Genomic DNA, 16,392 nt, shown 5'->3' with positions numbered 1-16,392 from the left:
GGGTGGAGGTCCATGAACATGGTAGTGACGCTGCAAAGCTACGCGCTCGGCCGCTGGGTCGGGGCGGGCGAAGGGCTGGTCGATATCCACAGCGCGGTTGACGGGCGCGTGGTGGCACGCGCCTCCAGCGCGGGCCTGGATTTCGAAGCGATGGCCGTTCATGCGCGGAAGGTGGGCGGGGCAGCGCTGCGGGCGATGACCTTCCACCAGCGCGCGGAAAGGCTGAAATCCCTCGCCCAGCACCTCACCGCCCACAAGCCCGCGCTTTACGAACTCGCCGGCGATACCGGGGCGACGAAGCGGGACAATTTCGTCGATATCGACGGGGGCATCGGCACGCTTTTCGCCTATTCCTCGCGCGGCCGGCGCGAGTTGCCGGACGAGAAGCTGATCGTGGACGGGCCGGTCGAGACGCTGTCGAAGGGCGGCAGCTTTTCCGGCCTCCATATCCTGACGCCGCTCGAGGGTGTCGCCGTCCACATCAACGCCTTCAACTTCCCCTGCTGGGGGATGCTGGAGAAGTTCGCGCCCGCGATCCTCGCGGGTGTTCCGGTGATCGCCAAGCCCGCCACCGTCACGGCCTATGTCGCCGAGGCCGTGGCGCGGCTCATCGTGGAATCGGGCCTCCTGCCGGACGGCGCCTTCCAGTTCATCGCGGGCTCGACGGGCGATCTGCTGGATCATCTGGGCGGGCAGGACATCGTGTCCTTCACCGGCTCGGCCGCGACCGCCGCCAGGCTGCGCGCCCACAAGGGCCTCATGGAACGCTCGGTGCGCTTCGTGGCCGAGCAGGATTCGCTGAACGCCGCCCTCTTGGGCCCCGATGCGCAGCCCGGCACGCCGGAATTCGACCTCTTCGTGCGCGAGGTGGTGAACGAGATGACGGCCAAGACCGGCCAGAAATGCACCGCCATCCGCCGCATCCTCGTGCCGAGCGGCGTGGAGGAGGCGGCGATCTCGGCGCTTTGCGAGAAGCTTTCGCGGGTGCGGATGGGCGATCCGCGCGGCGGCGAGAAAGTGATGGGCCCGCTTGTCGGGCTGGAGCAGCGCGAGGACGTGCGCCGGCAGGTTGCCAAATTGCGGGAGGAGGCAGACATCGTCTTCGGCGATCCCGATCACTGCACGGCCGATGGCGTCGATACGCAGAAGGGTGCCTTCATGGGCCCCGTGCTTCTCAAGGCGCGCGATCCCAAAAGCGCGGCGCATGTCCATGTCACCGAGGCCTTCGGCCCCGTGGCGACGCTGATGGCCTATGAGGGGCTCGCGGACGCCATCGACCTCGTGCGGAAGGGCGAAGGCAGCCTTGTCGCCTCGCTCTACACCCACGACGACGGCGTAGCGCAAGAGGCGATCCTCGGCATCGCGCCCTATCACGGCCGCCTCCATGTGCTGGACCGCGACTGCGCCGGCGAATCCACCGGCCACGGCTCGCCGCTGCCGATGCTCGTACATGGCGGCCCCGGCCGGGCGGGCGGCGGCGAGGAGCTGGGCGGGCTTCGCGGCGTCTTCCACTACATGCAGCGCACCGCGATCCAGGGCTCGCCCGCAAGGCTCGCCGCCCTCACCCGCTCCTGGGTGCGCGGCGCGCGAACGGAGACGCAGGGCGAGCACCCCTTCCGCCACGATTTCGAGACGCTGGCCGTCGGCGACACGGTGGAGACGCCCCGGCGGCGGATCACGCTGGCCGATATCGAGCACTTCGCCGACTTCACGGGTGACAGGTTCTATGCCCATATGGACGAGGAAGCGGCTTCGGCGAACCCGTTCTTCCCCGGCCGCGTGGCGCATGGATACCTGATCCTGTCCTTTGCGGCGGGGCTGTTCGTGGACCCGGCGCCCGGCCCGCTGCTGGCCAATTACGGCCTGGACAACCTGCGCTTCCTCAAGCCCGTTTCGCCGGGCGACGACATTCGCGTGCGCCTGACGGTGAAGAACAAGCGCCCGGCGCGCGAGCCGGACTATGGCGAGGTGCGCTGGGACGTGGAGATATTCAACCAGGAGGACGAGACGGTGGCGCGCTACGACCTCCTGACCATGAGCGCGCGGCCAACCGCCCACTGAAACGGCGAGAACGCCGGCGTCGCGGCCGGCGTTCTCGCCGTTCGAGCCTGCCGGTCCTACATCGCGTCGAAATCGATCGTGATCCGGGGCGTCTTCGCGTGGGCCTGGCAGGTGAGTACGAAGCCGGCTTCCAGTTCCCAGGGTTCCAGCGAGTAGTTCACCGTCATTTCCGCCTCGCCCGCCACCACCTTGGCGCGGCAGGTGGAGCACATGCCGCCCTTGCAGGCATAGGGCAGGTCCATGCCGGCGCGCAGCGCCGCGTCGAGGATCGCCTCGCCCTCGGCCACCGGCACGTCCACACGCTTGCCGTCCACCACCATGGAGGCGACGGTCGCGGGCGGCTCGCCGGCCTTCACAGGCGGCTTCGGCCGTGGCTTGCCGCCCAGCGCCGAAACGAAGCGCTCCACATGGACCTGCTCCTCCGAGAGGCCCATTTCCCGGCACGCCGCCTCCACCTCATCGCTCATGCCGGCGGGCCCGCAGACGAAGACATGATCCACCGCGCTCGCCGGAACGAGGGAGGTGAGGAGCACCCGCACCTTCTCCGCGTCCAGCCGGCCGTTGAGGATGGGCACGTCCTGCTCCTCGCGCGAGAGAATGTGGAATACGGAGAGGCGGCCCATGAACCGGTCCTTCAGTTCCTCCAGCGCCTCGCGGAAGAGCATGTCGGCCATGGAGCGGTTGCCGTAGAAGAGGAAGAAGCGGCTCTCCTTCTCGCGCGCCAGGACGCCGCGCACGATGGACAGGATGGGCGTGATGCCCGAGCCGGCGGCAAAGCCCACATGGACCCTGCCCTCGCCACCCTCGGCCGCCAGGCCGAAGCGGCCGGTTGGCGTCATCACGTCCAGCGCGTCGCCGCGCTTCAATTCGCGCGTGACGTAGGAGGAAAACAGGCCGCCATCCACGCGCTTGACCGCGATGCGCAGCTCGCCCTCGCCCGGCCCCGAGCAGATCGAATAGGAGCGGCGCAGATCCTCCCCCTCCAGTTCCTTGCGCAGCGTCAGGTACTGGCCCGGCGCGAAGCCGTAGTCGGACGACAGCTCGCCCGGAATGTCGAAGGCGATCGAGACGGCGTCGGCCGTCTCGCGGCGCACGTCGGAAACGGTCAGCCGGTGGAAGCGGGGATGGGACATCGGGCTCTCAATGGCACTTGAAGTAGTCGAATGGCTCGCGGCAGCTCCGGCAGCGCCAGAGAGCCTTGCACGAGGTGGAGCCGAACTCGGACAGGACCTGCGTGTCGGCCGAGCCGCATTGCGGGCATTCCACCGCCTGCTCGCCGAACAGCGCGCGCCGGCCTGTGCCCGCCCCGGGCGGGGCGATGCCGTAGGCCCTCAGCTTGGCGCGGCCCTCCTCGCTCATCCAGTCCGTGGTCCAGGCGGGCGAAAGAACGGTGCGCACCTTCGGGCGCGCGATGCCCGCCTTCTCCAGCGCGATCTCGATCTCGAAGGCGATCATGTTCATCGCCGGACAGCCCGAATAGGTCGGTGTGATCGCCACCTCCACCTGGCCGCCCTCGCCCACCGTGACCTTGCGCAGGACGCCCAGATCCTCGATGGTCAGAACGGGAATCTCAGGGTCCACCACCTGCGCGGCCGCCTCCCAGGCGCGCCGGCACAGGGCCCGGTCCGGCTCGGCTACCATTTCGCGCCCGGCATGGAGCGCTGAAGATATTGCAGGTCCGACAGGATATGGCCGAGATGCTCGGAATGATGGCCTATCCGGCCGCCCTTCTGCATCCAGCTTCCCTGCGGCGGCGTGAGGGTAGCTTCCTCCAGCACGGCGGAGACGGTGCGCTCGAACCCGGCCCGCAGGTTCTCGGGGTCGACGATCCGTCCATCCGCGATCAGCGAGCGTTCGGCCTCGTCCACCTGGAACAGTTCTCCGGTGAAGGGGAACAGCGCGTCGAGCGCCTCCTGCGCGCGCCGGTGGCTCTCATCCGTGCCGTCGCCGAGCCGCAGCACCCATTCGGCCGAGTGGCGCAGATGATAGGCGCTTTCCTTCTCCGACTTGGCGGCGATGGCGGCCAGCGTCTCGTCCGAGCAGTCCATCATCGCGCGCCAGTAAGGGTCGGCGAACGCGGAGTAGAGGAACTGGCGCAGGATCGTGCGCGCGAAGTCGCCGTTCGGCTGCTCGACGAGCAGCAGGTTGCGGTACTGGCGCACGTCGCGCAGATAGGCCAGCGTGTCCTCGTCGTTCCCGCGCCCCTCGGCCCGGGCGGCATAGGCATAGAGTTCCCGTGCCTGGCCGATGAGGTCGAGCCCCATATTGGCGAGCGCCATGTCCTCTTCCATCATGGGCGCGTGGCCGCACCATTCGGAAAGCCTGTGGCCGAGGATGAGCGCATCGTCGGCGCGGCGCAGCGCGTAGAGAACGAGCGGCGTCTCCTCGACGGTGATCGAAGCGGTCATTTCATGCCTCCCACGCCGGCGGGCTGGCCGCGCGGCGCCTCCTTCAAAGGGATCGAAACGGCGGGTCGCCCGCCTACATGTGCCCGACTTCGTCCGGCACCTCGTAGAAGGTCGGGTGCCGGTAGACCTTGGTCTCGGCCGGCTCGAACATCATCGCCTTGTCGGCCGGGTCGGAGGCCGTGATCGCCTCGGAGGGCACGACCCAGACCGAGAGCCCCTCGCCCCGGCGCGTGTACAGATCGCGCGCCGCCTGGAGAGCCAGCGTCGCATCGGCGGCGTGGAGCGAGCCGACATGCTTGTGCGCCAGGCCGTTGCGCGAGCGGATGAAGACCTCCCAGAGCCTCGAATTGGGCGTCGCCATGCCTGCCTCCCTCACGCCGCGGCCCGGGCCGCGCGCGCCTCGCGCTTGGCGGCATAGGCGCTCGCCGCCTCGCGCACCCAGGCACCCTCCTCATGCGCCTTGCGGCGCGCGGCAAGCCGGTCGCGGTTGCACGGGCCATTGCCGGCCAGCACCGCCTTGAACTCCTCCCAGTCGATCTCGCCATAGCGCCAGTGGCCGGCTTCCTCGTCGAAGGCAAGGTCCGGGTCGGGCAGCGTCAGGCCCAGATATTGCGCCTGCGGCACGGTGGCATCGACGAATTTCTGGCGCAGCTCGTCGTTGGAGAAGCGCTTGATCTTCCATCTGGTGGACTGGTCCGAATGCTGGCTCGCGGCATCGGGCGGGCCGAACATCATCAGGCACGGCCACCACCAGCGGTCCAGCGCATCCTGCGCCATCGCCTTCTGCTCGGGCGTTCCCTTCGCCAGCGTCACCATGATCTCGTAGCCCTGGCGCTGGTGGAAGCTCTCCTCCTTGCAGACGCGGATCATCGCGCGGGCATAAGGCCCGTAGGAGCAGCGGCAGAGCGGAATCTGGTTCATGATCGCCGCGCCGTCCACCAGCCAGCCGACGGCGCCGATATCGGCCCAGGTCAGCGTCGGGTAGTTGAAGATGGAGGAATATTTGGCCCGTCCCTCCAGAAGCTGGTCCACCAGCTCCTCGCGGCTCGCGCCCAGCGTCTCGGCCGCCGCGTAGAGGTAGAGGCCGTGGCCGCATTCGTCCTGCACCTTGGCCAGGAGCGCGGCCTTGCGGCGAAGCGAGGGGGCGCGCGTGATCCAGTTGCCCTCCGGCAGCATCCCCACGATCTCGGAATGGGCGTGCTGCGAAATCTGGCGCGTCAGCGTCTTGCGATAGGCGGCCGGCATCCAGTCGTTCGGCTCGATGCGCTCCTCGGCGTCCACGCGCTCCTGGAAGCGGGCGGCAAGGCCGGCATCCTCCATGGGGCGGGCGTCCGTATCGGCCTGGTTGAGAGCCTGCGTGTACATGACAATGCCTCCCTGCATCTGGAACCATTATATGTTACGAAATCTCTCTGCGTCAATTCCATTTCGTAACATGTCGCATCAGGCGAAGCGCCGCGCGAGGGCGGGTCCGGCGGCAGGGAGCGGACCGTCCTCGTTCTCTCCATGCTCGTCCAGCCAGCGTTCGGAGGGAGCGAGAAGCTGCGGATAGACGATGCGGCACAACGCCCTCGCCTCGCCGCCCGGCCAGTGGGCCGGCAGAAGCTCCGCCGGCAGGATGGGATCGCGCAGGATGATGCGACGATACTCATGGATGAGAAGCAGACGCGCGGCCATTGCCTCCGGCGGCGCGAAAGCCTCGCCCGCTTCCAGCGCGCGGCGCAGCGGTGCGAAGGCTTCGATGAAATGGGTATAGGACTGCGCGAGGCGCGCCAGCGGCCATGTCGCCGCCGCCAGTCGCGCCGCCTCGCCCTCCACCAGCGTGGCCTCCAGGCGGAAGAGGCCCTTCGGCAAGGGCGCCTCGCGCCTCGGCGCGATCCAGAGCCCCGGCGCCGGGCTGCCGAAACCCGCTTCGGCCAGCCGGGCACGCAGGGCATCGCGCCCGCCCTCCTCCACATCCTCCAGCAGCAGCGTCAGCCGCCCGTCCCAGGCCGGCGGGTGCGGATCGTAGATGTGCCCGGAGGCCGCGCCGAACGTCTCGCGCCCGCGCTCGGTCAGGCGGTAGTGGCTGTTGCGCCCTCGCGCGGTGCGTTCCACCCACCCGTCGGCGGCCAGCCGCGACATGGCCGTGCGCACGACGCCCGGCCCGTAGCCGAGTTCGGCCAGAAGCGCCGTGAGCGTGCCGAGCCAGAGCGAGCCGCCGCGCGGGGCCACCGCGTCTCCGTAGAAGGTGACGATCAGCGACCATGCGCGGGAAGGGCGCGTGCGCAGCAGCGAGAGCCCTGGTTGCAGCGCCGGGTGGAGGGCGCCGGGTTCGGCGGGCACGGTGTCCATGGCCGGTGTCAGGCGGCCGGTTCGGGCTGCGGCGCGGCCACGCGCGCGGCTGCCCCGGCCAGCACGAGGTCGCGCACGAGGCGCGCATAGTCGCGCCGCGACATGCCCTTGCCTTCGCGGAACCAGAGATAATGCCAGTTCAACATGCCGAAGAGCGACATGGTCAATGGCTTCAGAAGCGCGGGCCGCCCGGCCAGCGCCGGCACGGCGGCCTCGATGGAGCCGGAAAAGATCGCCACGAGCCGGCGCTCCAGGCTCTTGAGCGCTTCCTGCCGCTCCGGCGAGAGAAGCTTGAGATTGGCCAGTTGCACCTGATGCTCCGCGTCCGCGTCACGATAGGCGTCCAACAGAGCGGCGCAGAGCGCGTCGAGCTGGTCGCCCGGCGACAGGTCGGGCCGCAACGCCGCTTCCGCGACCTCGACGAGCTCTCGCAGATGCGTGTCCACGATATCGAACAGCACCGATTCCTTGTCGCGATAGTAATGGTAGAGCAGGGCCTTGGAGACGCCGCAGGCATCGGCGATCATCATGATCGAGGCGCCGGTGAAGCCGCGCTCGGCAAAGAGGCGGGCCGAGCGCTTCAGGATCAGCGCGCGCTTCTCCTCGTAGTCCTGCGCCCTCGTCCGCGCCATGTCCTGCTCCGCCATGCCTTCCAGAATCCGCCGCAGGATAATCATGTCCGACCGTCCGGTCGATCAATTTATGCCGGGGCCCTCGGCGATGGGCAGGGCGCTGGTGTGCTTGATCTCGCGAAGCGCGAAGTTCGAGTTCACGTGCTGGAAGGCGGGGGAGGAGAAGATCACCTCCTTGAGGAAAGCCTCGTAATCCGCCGGGCTGCGCGTGACGATGCGCAGCAGATAGTCCGCCCCGCCCGTCATCGAATAGAACTCCAGCACCTCCGGGCGCGCGAGCACGACCGCTTCGAAGGCTTCCAGGTCCGGCCTGTTGTGGCGGGCGAGCACGATGTTGCAGAAGACGGTCTGCCCCAGTCCGAGCCTCTGCCCGTCCAGCCGCGCGACATAGTCGCGGATGAAGCCGCGCTGCTCCAGCGACTTCAGCCGCCTCCATGTCGGCGAGGGCGAGAGGCCGACGATCTCGGCCAGTTGCTGCACGCTGAGCCGCGCATCCTGCTGGAGAGCCACCAGGATCGCACGCTCGTGGCGGTCCAGACCTGCGATCTCATTCATCCCCCGCCTCGCTTCGCGAAATATTTTGCCCGAATTTACGCGGTTTCCGAAACAAACCGGTCCGCATTCTTCCTCATGGAGGCGGATGAGGCAAGCTTCCCCCCGCGAGCCGTCGCATCATGGTCTTGCTCATCAACGCTTCGGGAGGAACGGCCATGAGTCTGCCGGCACAGCGCGACGCCATCGAGGAGAACGACGCGCCCGCCGTGGACTGGCCGCGCGTGGTCCGCCTTCTCTCGCTCTCGCGCCGGCTCGACGAGGTGGAGGAAACGCGCCTCATCCCGCAGAAAAAGGTGCTCTACCAGTTCTCCGCGCGCGGCCACGACATGGCGCAGATCCTGCTCGGTCTCCAGCTCCACCACCGCCACGACGCCGTCGCCGGCTATTACCGCTCGCGCCCGCTGCTCCTGGCGCTCGGCGTCTCGCCCGAGCACGCACTGACCGGCTCCATGGGGCGCGAGGGCGGCTATTCGGACGGGCGCGACATCGGCGTCGTGTTCAACCATTCCAGCCGCGAGGGGCCGAGCGCGCTGCCGATGTGCGGCGGCGTCGGCACGCAGTACACGCCCGCCGCCGGCCATGCGCAGGCGGTGGAGTATCGCCGCACCGTGTTGCGGGACGCGGCCTATGAGGGCGCCATCGCGGTGGCGCTCGGCGGCGACGCCTCGGTGGCGACGAACGGCTTCTGGTCCGCCCTCACCATGGCGACAACGCTCTGCCTGCCCATGCTCTTCTACGTGGAGGACAATGGCTATGGCATCTCCGTGCCCGGCACGCTCCAGACCCCCGGGGCCGACATCGCGGCCAATCTCGCGAGCTTCAAGGGCCTGCACATCCTGTCCGGCGATGGCGTCGATCCCGTGGAAGCCGCGTGCCTCACCGCGCAGGCCGTCGCTTTCGTGCGCGAGCGCCGCGCGCCCTGCCTGTTGCGGCTGAGGGTGCCGCGCCTTCAAGGTCACAGCTTCCAGGACACGCAGGCCTACAAGCCGGCCGCGACGGTGGAGGCGGAGTGGGGGCGCGATCCCCTGCCGCGCCTCAAGAGCCATCTCGTGCCGGGCATGATGGGCGAGGCGGAATGGGAGCGGATCGAGAGCGAGGCGCGCGAGGCCGTGGAGGCCGCGCTCGCCCATGCGGAGGCCCAGCCCGTGCCGAGGCCCGACGGCATCACGCGCTTCGTGTTCTCCGAGGCCGAGCCGCAGGCGGCAGGCGGCCTTCGCGCCGAGGGCATCGAGCCGAGGGGCGGCACCGACACGCCCGCTCCGTCCGGCCCGCGCATCAACATGGTGACGGCGATCCGCCGCGTGCTGGACGCCGAGTTGGCCCTGAACGAGAGCATGGTGGTGTTCGGCGAGGATATCGGCCCGAAGGGCGGCGTCCACGGCGTCACGCTCGGCCTTCAGGCCCGGCACGGGGCTCACCGCGTCTTCGATACGAGCCTTTCGGAAGAAGGCATCGTGGGGCGCGCGGTCGGCATGGCGATGGCCGGGCTGATGCCCGTGCCGGAAATCCAGTTCCGCAAATATGCAGACCCGGCGATGGAGCAGATCAACGACGCCGGCACCGTGCGCTGGCGCACCGGCAACCGCTTTGCCGCGCCCATGGTGCTGCGGATGCCTATCGGCTTCTTCAAATGCGGCGACCCTTGGCACAGCCAGACCAACGAGGTGCAGTTCGTCCATTCGCCGGGCTGGAAAGTGGCAGTGCCTTCGAACGCGGAGGATGCGGTCGGCCTCCTGCGCACGGCGCTGCGCGGCGACGATCCGGTGATGTTCCTGGAGCATCGCGCCATGCTGGACGCGGGCTGGGCCCGGCGCGCCTATCCCGGCGACGATTACATGCTGCCCTTCGGGCGCGCGCGGACGACGATGGCGGGCGAGGCGCTGACCATCGTCACCTGGGGCGCCATGGTGGAGCGCTGCGAGGAGGCCGCGCGCCGGAGCGGGCATTCCGTGGAGGTGATGGACCTGCGAACCCTGATGCCGTGGGACGCGCGGGCCGTGCTGGCCTCTGTGCGCCGCACGCGGCGCTGCCTCGTGGTGCACGAGGATTTGAGGACCGGCGGCTTCGGGGCCGAGATCGTCGCCACCGTCGCCGAGGAGGCCTTTCTCGATCTCGACGCGCCGGCCTGCCGCCTCACCATGCCGGACATTCCCAGCCCCCACAGCCCCGCGCTGCTCGACCACGCCGTCCCCTCCGTCTCTCGGATCGCGGCCAGGATCGCCGAACTGGTGGAGTATTGAGATGAGCGCCCGGGAGACAGACGCCGCCATCGACGTGACCGCGCCGGTGGAGCAGGAAGGCACGAAGGCCGTGGTGCGCGCCTGGCTGAAGACGGTGGGCGAGCACGTTGCCGAAGGCGAGGCGCTGGTCGAGCTGGAAACGGACAAGGTTGCCGTCGAGGTGCCCTCCCCGGCTTCGGGAATGCTTGTCGAGATCGTCCTTGTCACCGACGAGGCCGCCGCGCCGGGCGCGGTGCTCGGGCGCATCTCCCCCGGTGAAAGCGGCTCGGTCGAAGCGCTCCCGCCCGAGAGCGCTCCTGACCGGCCCGCCCCTCCGGCAGCCGGGTGCGCCTCCATCTCCGATTTCGACCCCGCACTGCGGCTCTCTCCCTCCGTGCGCAAGCTGCTGATGGAGACCGGGCTCGACCCCGCGGGCCTCGACGGCACCGGCAAGGACGGCCGGCTGACACGCGCGGACGTCGCGGCCGCCGCCGGCGCGCCGGCGCCCGAAGTGGCGAAGCCCGCGCCCGGCCCAGCCGCCCGGCCCGCGCCGGGGCCTGCGGGGAGACGCGTGCCGCATAGCCCGATGCGCCGGCGGATCGCCGAGCATATGGCGCATTCGGTGGCGGTCGCGCCGCACGTCACGGCGGTGTTCGAGGCCGATCTGTCGGCCATCCTCGCCCATCGCGCGCGCCACAAGGCGGCCCTGGCCCAGAAGGGCGTCGGCCTGACGCCCACGGCCTATTTCATCGCAGCCAGCGTGGAGGCGATGAAGGCGGCGCCTGCCATCAACAGCCGCTGGCACGAGGACGCGCTGGAGCTTTTCGACGATTGCAATATCGGCATCGGAACCGCCCTCGCCGGGGGCGAGGGCCTGATCGTGCCGGTGGTGGAGCGCGCCCAGACCCTGTCGCTGGAAGGGATCGCCGCGCGCCTGACCGAACTGACCGGCAAGGCGCGCGCCGGCCGGCTGGCGCGCGAGGACGTGCGCAACGGCACCTTCACCATTTCCAACCACGGCGTGTCCGGCTCGATCCTGGCCAGCCCCATCGTCATCAACCAACCGCAATCGGCCATCCTGGGCGTGGGCAAGATGGAAAAGCGCGCCGTCGTGCGGCAGGTGGAGGGCACGGATGCGCTGCTCATCCGTCCCATGGCCTATGTCACCCTCACCATCGACCATCGGGTGGTGGACGGGGCCGAGGCCAATGCGTGGCTGACGCGCTTCGTGGAGGTGCTGGAAGGCTGGCGCGAGGGCTGAACCCGCTGCTTGCATTAACCGTCCGATTGGTCAATTATACCTTTGGCGAAGGGGACGGGGCAGGTACAGCCTTACCCCTGCGCCGGGAGGAATATCCGGTCGCGACCGGTACGGGAGGAAATCATGAAAGCTTTGTTTGCCGCCCTTCTGGGGACGGCCGCTCTGGTCGTGCCCGCAACCGCGCAGACGGTGAAGATCGGCGCGGTGATCTCCGAGACCGGCCCCGGCGCCTCGCTGGGCATCCCGGAGGCGAATTCGCTGCGCCTTTTGCCCACCGAGGTCGACGGGCACGACATCCAGTACATCATCCTCGACGACGGGTCTGACGCCACGCGCGCCGTGACCGCCATGCGCAAGCTCGTCGCGGAGGATCGCGTGGACGCGGTGATCGGCTCCAGCGTCACGCCGGCCTCGCTGGCCATGGTGGAGGTGGCGGGCGAGCTTCAGGTTCCCACCATCTCGCTCGCCGGCTCCGCCGCCATCGTCACGCCGGTCGAGGGCGCGCGCGAATGGATGTTCAAGACCGCCCAGAACGACGCGCTGATGGCCGGGGCCATCGCAGACCACATGGCGGCCAACGAGGTCGAAACGGTCGGCATCATCGCCTTCAGCGATTCCTACGGCGACAACTGGATCAGCGTCGTTACCCCGCTCCTGGAGGAGAAGGGCATCGAGATCGTGGCCAGCGAGCGATACGCCCGCACCGATACCAGCGTGACCGGGCAGATGCTGCGCGTCACCTCCTCCCGGCCCGACGCGGTGTTCGTGATCGGCGCGGGAACCCCGGCCGTCCTGCCGCAGCAGGCGCTGGTCCAGCGCAACTACCAGGGCCTCGTCTACCAGACGCATGGCGTGGCTAATTCCGATTTCCTGCGGGTGGGCGGCGCGGCCGTCAACGGCGCCATCATGCCGGTGGGCCCGGTGGTGGTGGCCGAGCAACTTCCGGACGACCACCCCTCGAAGGAGGCTGCCGTCGCCTACAAGGAATCCTACGAGGCGGCCCACGGGGCTGGCTCCGTCTCGGCCTTCGGCTCCTACGCGCACGATGCCGGCATCCTCCTGCAGAACGCCATTCCGGTGGCCGCCCGGAGCGCGGAGCCGGGAACGCCGGAGTTCCGCGCCGCGCTGCGCGACGCGCTGGAGGGGCTCAGCGACGTGACCTATGTCAACGGCGTCGCCACCATGAGCCCCACCGACCATATCGGCCAGGACGAGCGCGCCCGCGTCATCGTCACCATCGAGGACGGCGGCTGGAAGCTCCTGCCCTGATCTTCGGCGATCGAGACGCCTTCCGGCCGGCCGCGTCAGCCCCGGCCGGAACCGTTGCCGCTAGATAGCCCCGAAGGTCGGCCCGTTGGACTTCAGCATCTTCCTCATCCTCCTGCAGGACGGCGTCGTGAACGGCGCGATCTACGCACTTCTGGCGCTCGGCCTCGTCCTGATCTTCACCGTCACGCGCATCGTGTTCGTGCCCATCGGGGACTTCGTCTCCTATGGCGCCCTCACGCTCGCCGCGCTGGAGGCGGGGCGAGCGCCGGGAACGGTCTGGCTGCTCCTCATCCTCGGCGGTCTCTCCACGCTGATCTCTTTCTGGTTCGCCAGAAACGGCCTCACGGCGGCGCGCGTGGCGCGCATTCTCGGCGAGGGCGTCGTGCTGCCGCTCGTCGTGTTCCTGGCCATCCGCACCTTCTCCTTCGCGGAGGGTTCGCAATATGTGCGCGTGCTGGCGGCGCTCGCGGTCGTCACGCCCATCGGCCTCTATCTCTACAACATCGTCTATCGCCCCATCGCCCATGCCAGCGTGCTGGTGCTGCTCGTCGTCTCCGTGGCGCTGCATCTGGCCATGGTCGGGCTCGGCCTCGTCTTCTTCGGCGCGGAAGGGTCCGGCACCCAGCCGCTTTCCACGCTCACGCTCGAACTGGGGCCCTTGTTCCTCACCGGCCAGGCCATCGCCGTCGTCGCCGTCACGCTCGCGCTGATCGCGGGGCTCTTCGTGTTCTTCGACCGCACGCTGATGGGCAAGGCGCTGCGCGCCACGGCCGTCAACCGGCTGGGGGCGCGGCTCGTCGGCGTCTCGCCGGTGCTGTGCGGCAAGCTCGGCTTCGTGCTCGCCACCGCCATCGCGACGCTGTCGGGCATCCTCGTGTCGTCGCTCACGACGATCTACTACGACACGGGCTTCATCATCGCGCTGAAGGGCTTCGTGGCGGCCATCGTCGGCGGGCTCGTCAGCTACCCGATCTCGGCGCTCGCGGCCGTCCTCGTGGGCGTGGTGGAGGCCTTCTCCTCCTTCTACGCCAGCGCCTTCAAGGAAGTGATCATCTTCATGATGATCATCCCCGTTCTCCTGTGGCGCTCCTTCCGGACGCCCGTGGTGGAAGACGAGGAGTAGAGCGATGCGCAAGGTCCTGCCGCTTCTCGCCCTGGCGCTCGCCGCCGCGCTGGTGCCGCTCGTGCCTGGATTCCCGCCCTTCTGGGTTACGCTCCTGTGCTACATCGCGATCTTCGCGATCGTGGCCATCGGCATCGTGATCCTCACCGGGGTGGCGAACATCCTGTCCTTCGGGCAGGCGATGTTCATGGGCATCGGCGCCTACACGACCGCCGTCCTCACCACTCGCTACGGGGTCTCGCCGTGGCTCGGCCTGCCGGCGGCGATCCTCGTCACCGGAATTCTGAGCCTGTTCGTGGGGGCCATCACCCTGCGCCTGCACGGCCATTACCTGGCGGTCGCCACCATCGCCTGGAACATGAGCTTCTTCTACCTGGCGGGCAATCTCGACTTCCTGCGCCGCTATGACGGCATTTCCGGCATCCCGCCGCTGCGCTTCCTCGGCACCAGCCTGTCGGACCCGCGGGACTTCTGGTATCTGGCGCTCGCGGCGCTCGTCCTCGTGGTGGCGATGACGGCCAAGCTTCTCGATTCGCGCATCGGCCGCGCGGTGCGCTCGCTCCGGGGCGGGGCACTGGCGGCCGAATCCTTCGGCATCGACACCTATCGCGCGCGCGTCTTCGCCTTCGTCTATGCCGGCATCCTGGCCGCCGTCGCGGGCTGGCTCTACGCCCATCTCCAGCGCGCGGTGAACCCCTCGCCCTTCAGCCTCAACGCCTCCATCGACTTCCTGCTGATGGCGGTGGCCGGGGGCGTGGGGCATATCGGCGGGGCCATCCTCGGGGCCGGCCTCGTCACCATCGTGCGCGACCAGTTGCAAGGCATCCTGCCCGGGCTGATCGGCGCGCAGGGCAATTTTGAGATCATCGTCTTCGGCGCGGTGCTGATCCTCATCCTGCAATTCTCCCCGGAAGGCCTCTGGCCGCATGTGAGAAACCTGTTCTCCCGCCGCCGGCGCGAGAAGACGCGAGACCTCGCAGGCGCCGGGCCCCTGGAAAAGCGCGCGCAGCCGCAGCGAGGCCGGCCGCTTCTGACCGTCGAGGGCCTGCGCAAGCAGTTCGGCGGGCTCGTGGCGGTCGACGATATCGGCTTCGACATCCGCGCGGGCGAGATCGTGGGGCTGATCGGGCCGAACGGCGCGGGCAAGAGCACGAGCTTCAACCTGATCACCGGCGTCCTTTCGCCGACGGCCGGGGCGGTGACGCTGGCGGGCGAAGCCATTTCCGGCCGCCCCGCGCGCGCCATCGCCCGGCGCGGGGTCGCGCGCACCTTCCAGCACGTCAAGCTGGTCCACGGCATGAGCGTGATCGACAACGTGGCCATCGGCGCGCATCTGCGCGGCCGCGCCGGCCCCCTCCGGGGCATTCTGGGACTCGACGCGGACGAGGAAGCCCGGCTCTATGCCGAGGCACGGCGGCAGATCGCGCGCGTGGGGCTGGCCGCGCACGAGGGCGCGGTCGCGACCGACCTGGCGCTCGGCCAGCAGCGGCTGGTGGAGATCGCCCGTGCGCTGTGCCTCGATCCGGTGCTGCTTCTGCTCGACGAGCCGGCCGCCGGGCTGCGCCATGCGGAAAAGGAAGCGCTTGCCGGTCTTCTGGGCACCCTGCGCGCCGAGGGCATGGCCGTTCTCCTCGTGGAGCACGACATGGATTTCGTGATGGGCCTGACGGACCGCCTCGTGGTGATGAATTTCGGCTCCGAGCTCGCCAAGGGCCGCCCGGCCGAGGTGCAGGCGAACCCCGCCGTCATCGAAGCCTATCTGGGAGCGGCTTGATGGGCGATCTCATCCTCAAGGTTCGCGGCCTTCGAGCCGGCTACGGCCATGTCGAGGTCATTCCCGATTTGTCGCTCGACATGCGCGCGGGCCAGGTCGTCACCATCCTGGGGCCGAACGGCGCGGGCAAGTCCACCCTTCTGAACGCCCTGATGGGCGCCCTGCCCTCGCGCGGCTCGGTGGAGTGCTTCGGGGAGGCGTTCGACCGGCTCGACGTGGAAGAGCGCGTCGGACGCGGCCTCAGCCTCGTGCCCGAGCGGCGGGAGCTGTTCGTGACCATGAGCGTGGAGGACAATCTCAAGCTCGGCGGCTTCCGCCTGCGCCGCCAGGGGCGCGAGGCGCAGCGTCTGGAGCGGATGTGGGCATTGTTCCCCCGGCTTCTGGAGCGGCGGAAGCAGCTTGCGGGCACGCTTTCGGGTGGAGAGCGGCAGATGCTGGCCATGGCCCGGGCGCTGATGGGCGAGCCGAGGCTCCTGATGCTGGACGAGCCGAGCCTGGGCCTCGCGCCGCTGATCGTGCAGGACATCCTGTCCATCGTATCGGAGCTGCGCTCGCTCGGCGTTTCCATCCTGCTGGTGGAGCAGAACGCGCGGGCGGCTCTGCGCATCGCCGATTACGGCTATGTGCTGGAGGGCGGGCGCGTGGTGCTGGAGGGGGCCGCGCGCGACCTGGAAGGCGACGCGCGCGTGATCGAGACCTATCTCGGCACCAAGGCGCTCTCGCGCGCGGCCGCGCCCGCCTGAGGCCGATCCGGGC

At 69.2% G+C, this 16,392-nt stretch carries 15 protein-coding genes; 7 read left to right on the top strand and 8 right to left on the bottom strand.

The window, feature by feature from the left end; all coding sequences use genetic code 11:
- Positions 1-18: 18 nt before the first annotated feature.
- Complete coding sequence (gene paaZ / locus J7654_RS11570) at positions 19-2,061, top strand: phenylacetic acid degradation bifunctional protein PaaZ (protein WP_209740483.1); 2,043 nt, start codon at positions 19-21, stop codon at positions 2,059-2,061.
- Positions 2,062-2,117: 56 nt separating this feature from the next.
- Here the strand turns inward: paaZ and paaE are convergent, their stop codons facing one another.
- The 8 genes from paaE to J7654_RS11530 form a co-directional block, all read right to left on the bottom strand.
- Positions 2,118-3,194 (bottom strand): 1,2-phenylacetyl-CoA epoxidase subunit PaaE, encoded by a 1,077-nt coding sequence (gene paaE / locus J7654_RS11565; RefSeq protein ID WP_209736079.1) that lies wholly within the window; start codon positions 3,192-3,194, stop codon positions 2,118-2,120.
- Positions 3,195-3,201: 7 nt separating this feature from the next.
- Positions 3,202-3,702 carry a 1,2-phenylacetyl-CoA epoxidase subunit PaaD gene (gene paaD / locus J7654_RS11560; RefSeq protein ID WP_209736078.1) on the bottom strand — a complete coding sequence of 167 codons (501 nt, stop codon included), beginning with the start codon at positions 3,700-3,702 and terminating at the stop codon, positions 3,202-3,204.
- Positions 3,696-4,469, bottom strand: a complete 774-nt coding sequence (gene paaC, locus J7654_RS11555; protein ID WP_209736077.1) for a 1,2-phenylacetyl-CoA epoxidase subunit PaaC — start codon at positions 4,467-4,469, stop codon at positions 3,696-3,698. The genes paaD and paaC overlap by 7 nt, the downstream gene beginning before the upstream one ends.
- A gap of 73 nt (positions 4,470-4,542) precedes the next feature.
- Positions 4,543-4,830, bottom strand: a complete 288-nt coding sequence (paaB, locus tag J7654_RS11550) for a 1,2-phenylacetyl-CoA epoxidase subunit PaaB (RefSeq protein WP_209736076.1) — start codon at positions 4,828-4,830, stop codon at positions 4,543-4,545.
- Between the two features lie 11 nt (positions 4,831-4,841).
- Positions 4,842-5,834 carry a 1,2-phenylacetyl-CoA epoxidase subunit PaaA gene (paaA, locus tag J7654_RS11545; RefSeq protein ID WP_209740481.1) on the bottom strand — a complete coding sequence of 331 codons (993 nt, stop codon included), beginning with the start codon at positions 5,832-5,834 and terminating at the stop codon, positions 4,842-4,844.
- A gap of 78 nt (positions 5,835-5,912) precedes the next feature.
- Positions 5,913-6,803, bottom strand: coding sequence for a phenylacetic acid degradation operon negative regulatory protein PaaX (gene paaX / locus J7654_RS11540; protein WP_209736075.1), 891 nt, complete (start codon positions 6,801-6,803; stop codon positions 5,913-5,915).
- 8 nt (positions 6,804-6,811) lie between these two features.
- Entirely contained in the window at positions 6,812-7,435 is a 624-nt protein-coding gene (locus J7654_RS11535) for a TetR/AcrR family transcriptional regulator (protein ID WP_209740479.1), read from the bottom strand.
- Between the two features lie 63 nt (positions 7,436-7,498).
- A complete protein-coding gene (locus tag J7654_RS11530) occupies positions 7,499-7,990 on the bottom strand; it encodes an Lrp/AsnC family transcriptional regulator (RefSeq protein ID WP_209736074.1) in 492 nt (163 codons plus the stop codon).
- Between the two features lie 155 nt (positions 7,991-8,145).
- Here J7654_RS11530 and J7654_RS11525 point away from each other — a divergent pair, with 155 nt between their 5' ends.
- The 6 genes from J7654_RS11525 (at position 8,146) to J7654_RS11500 (ending at position 16,379) form a co-directional block, all read left to right on the top strand.
- On the top strand, positions 8,146-10,230 hold the full coding sequence (locus J7654_RS11525) for an alpha-ketoacid dehydrogenase subunit alpha/beta (RefSeq protein WP_209736073.1): 2,085 nt from the start codon (positions 8,146-8,148) through the stop codon (positions 10,228-10,230).
- A 1-nt stretch (position 10,231) separates the two neighbouring features.
- Positions 10,232-11,470, top strand: a complete 1,239-nt coding sequence (locus J7654_RS11520; protein ID WP_209736072.1) for a dihydrolipoamide acetyltransferase family protein — start codon at positions 10,232-10,234, stop codon at positions 11,468-11,470.
- A 123-nt stretch (positions 11,471-11,593) separates the two neighbouring features.
- Positions 11,594-12,739, top strand: a complete 1,146-nt coding sequence (locus J7654_RS11515) for an ABC transporter substrate-binding protein (RefSeq protein WP_209736071.1) — start codon at positions 11,594-11,596, stop codon at positions 12,737-12,739.
- Positions 12,740-12,824: 85 nt separating this feature from the next.
- Positions 12,825-13,862 carry a branched-chain amino acid ABC transporter permease gene (locus J7654_RS11510; RefSeq protein ID WP_209736070.1) on the top strand — a complete coding sequence of 346 codons (1,038 nt, stop codon included), beginning with the start codon at positions 12,825-12,827 and terminating at the stop codon, positions 13,860-13,862.
- A 4-nt stretch (positions 13,863-13,866) separates the two neighbouring features.
- On the top strand, positions 13,867-15,636 hold the full coding sequence (locus tag J7654_RS11505; protein WP_209736069.1) for a branched-chain amino acid ABC transporter ATP-binding protein/permease: 1,770 nt from the start codon (positions 13,867-13,869) through the stop codon (positions 15,634-15,636).
- A complete protein-coding gene (locus tag J7654_RS11500) occupies positions 15,636-16,379 on the top strand; it encodes an ABC transporter ATP-binding protein (protein WP_209736068.1) in 744 nt (247 codons plus the stop codon). Before J7654_RS11505 ends, J7654_RS11500 begins: the two co-directional genes overlap by 1 nt.
- The last annotated feature ends 13 nt before the right edge of the window (positions 16,380-16,392 follow it).

Source organism: Aureimonas populi (assembly GCF_017815515.1).
In the GTDB taxonomy this organism is placed as follows: domain Bacteria; phylum Pseudomonadota; class Alphaproteobacteria; order Rhizobiales; family Rhizobiaceae; genus Aureimonas; species Aureimonas populi.
The sequence above is the reverse complement of the archived record's forward strand: the minus strand, read 5'-3'. Positions and strand labels throughout refer to the sequence as shown.

Bases quoted from the DNA above. Each gene is read 5' to 3' on its own strand.
- paaZ (WP_209740483.1), top strand. From the start codon at position 19: ATGGTAGTGACGCTGCAAAGCTACGCGCTCGGCCGCTGGGTCGGGGCG.
- paaE (WP_209736079.1), bottom strand. From the start codon at position 3,194: ATGTCCCATCCCCGCTTCCACCGGCTGACCGTTTCCGACGTGCGCCGC.
- paaD (WP_209736078.1), bottom strand. From the start codon at position 3,702: ATGGTAGCCGAGCCGGACCGGGCCCTGTGCCGGCGCGCCTGGGAGGCG.
- paaC (WP_209736077.1), bottom strand. From the start codon at position 4,469: ATGACCGCTTCGATCACCGTCGAGGAGACGCCGCTCGTTCTCTACGCG.
- paaB (WP_209736076.1), bottom strand. From the start codon at position 4,830: ATGGCGACGCCCAATTCGAGGCTCTGGGAGGTCTTCATCCGCTCGCGC.
- paaA (WP_209740481.1), bottom strand. From the start codon at position 5,834: ATGTACACGCAGGCTCTCAACCAGGCCGATACGGACGCCCGCCCCATG.
- paaX (WP_209736075.1), bottom strand. From the start codon at position 6,803: ATGGACACCGTGCCCGCCGAACCCGGCGCCCTCCACCCGGCGCTGCAA.
- J7654_RS11535 (WP_209740479.1), bottom strand. From the start codon at position 7,435: ATGGCGCGGACGAGGGCGCAGGACTACGAGGAGAAGCGCGCGCTGATC.
- J7654_RS11530 (WP_209736074.1), bottom strand. From the start codon at position 7,990: ATGAATGAGATCGCAGGTCTGGACCGCCACGAGCGTGCGATCCTGGTG.
- J7654_RS11525 (WP_209736073.1), top strand. From the start codon at position 8,146: ATGAGTCTGCCGGCACAGCGCGACGCCATCGAGGAGAACGACGCGCCC.
- J7654_RS11520 (WP_209736072.1), top strand. From the start codon at position 10,232: ATGAGCGCCCGGGAGACAGACGCCGCCATCGACGTGACCGCGCCGGTG.
- J7654_RS11515 (WP_209736071.1), top strand. From the start codon at position 11,594: ATGAAAGCTTTGTTTGCCGCCCTTCTGGGGACGGCCGCTCTGGTCGTG.
- J7654_RS11505 (WP_209736069.1), top strand. From the start codon at position 13,867: ATGCGCAAGGTCCTGCCGCTTCTCGCCCTGGCGCTCGCCGCCGCGCTG.
- J7654_RS11500 (WP_209736068.1), top strand. From the start codon at position 15,636: ATGGGCGATCTCATCCTCAAGGTTCGCGGCCTTCGAGCCGGCTACGGC.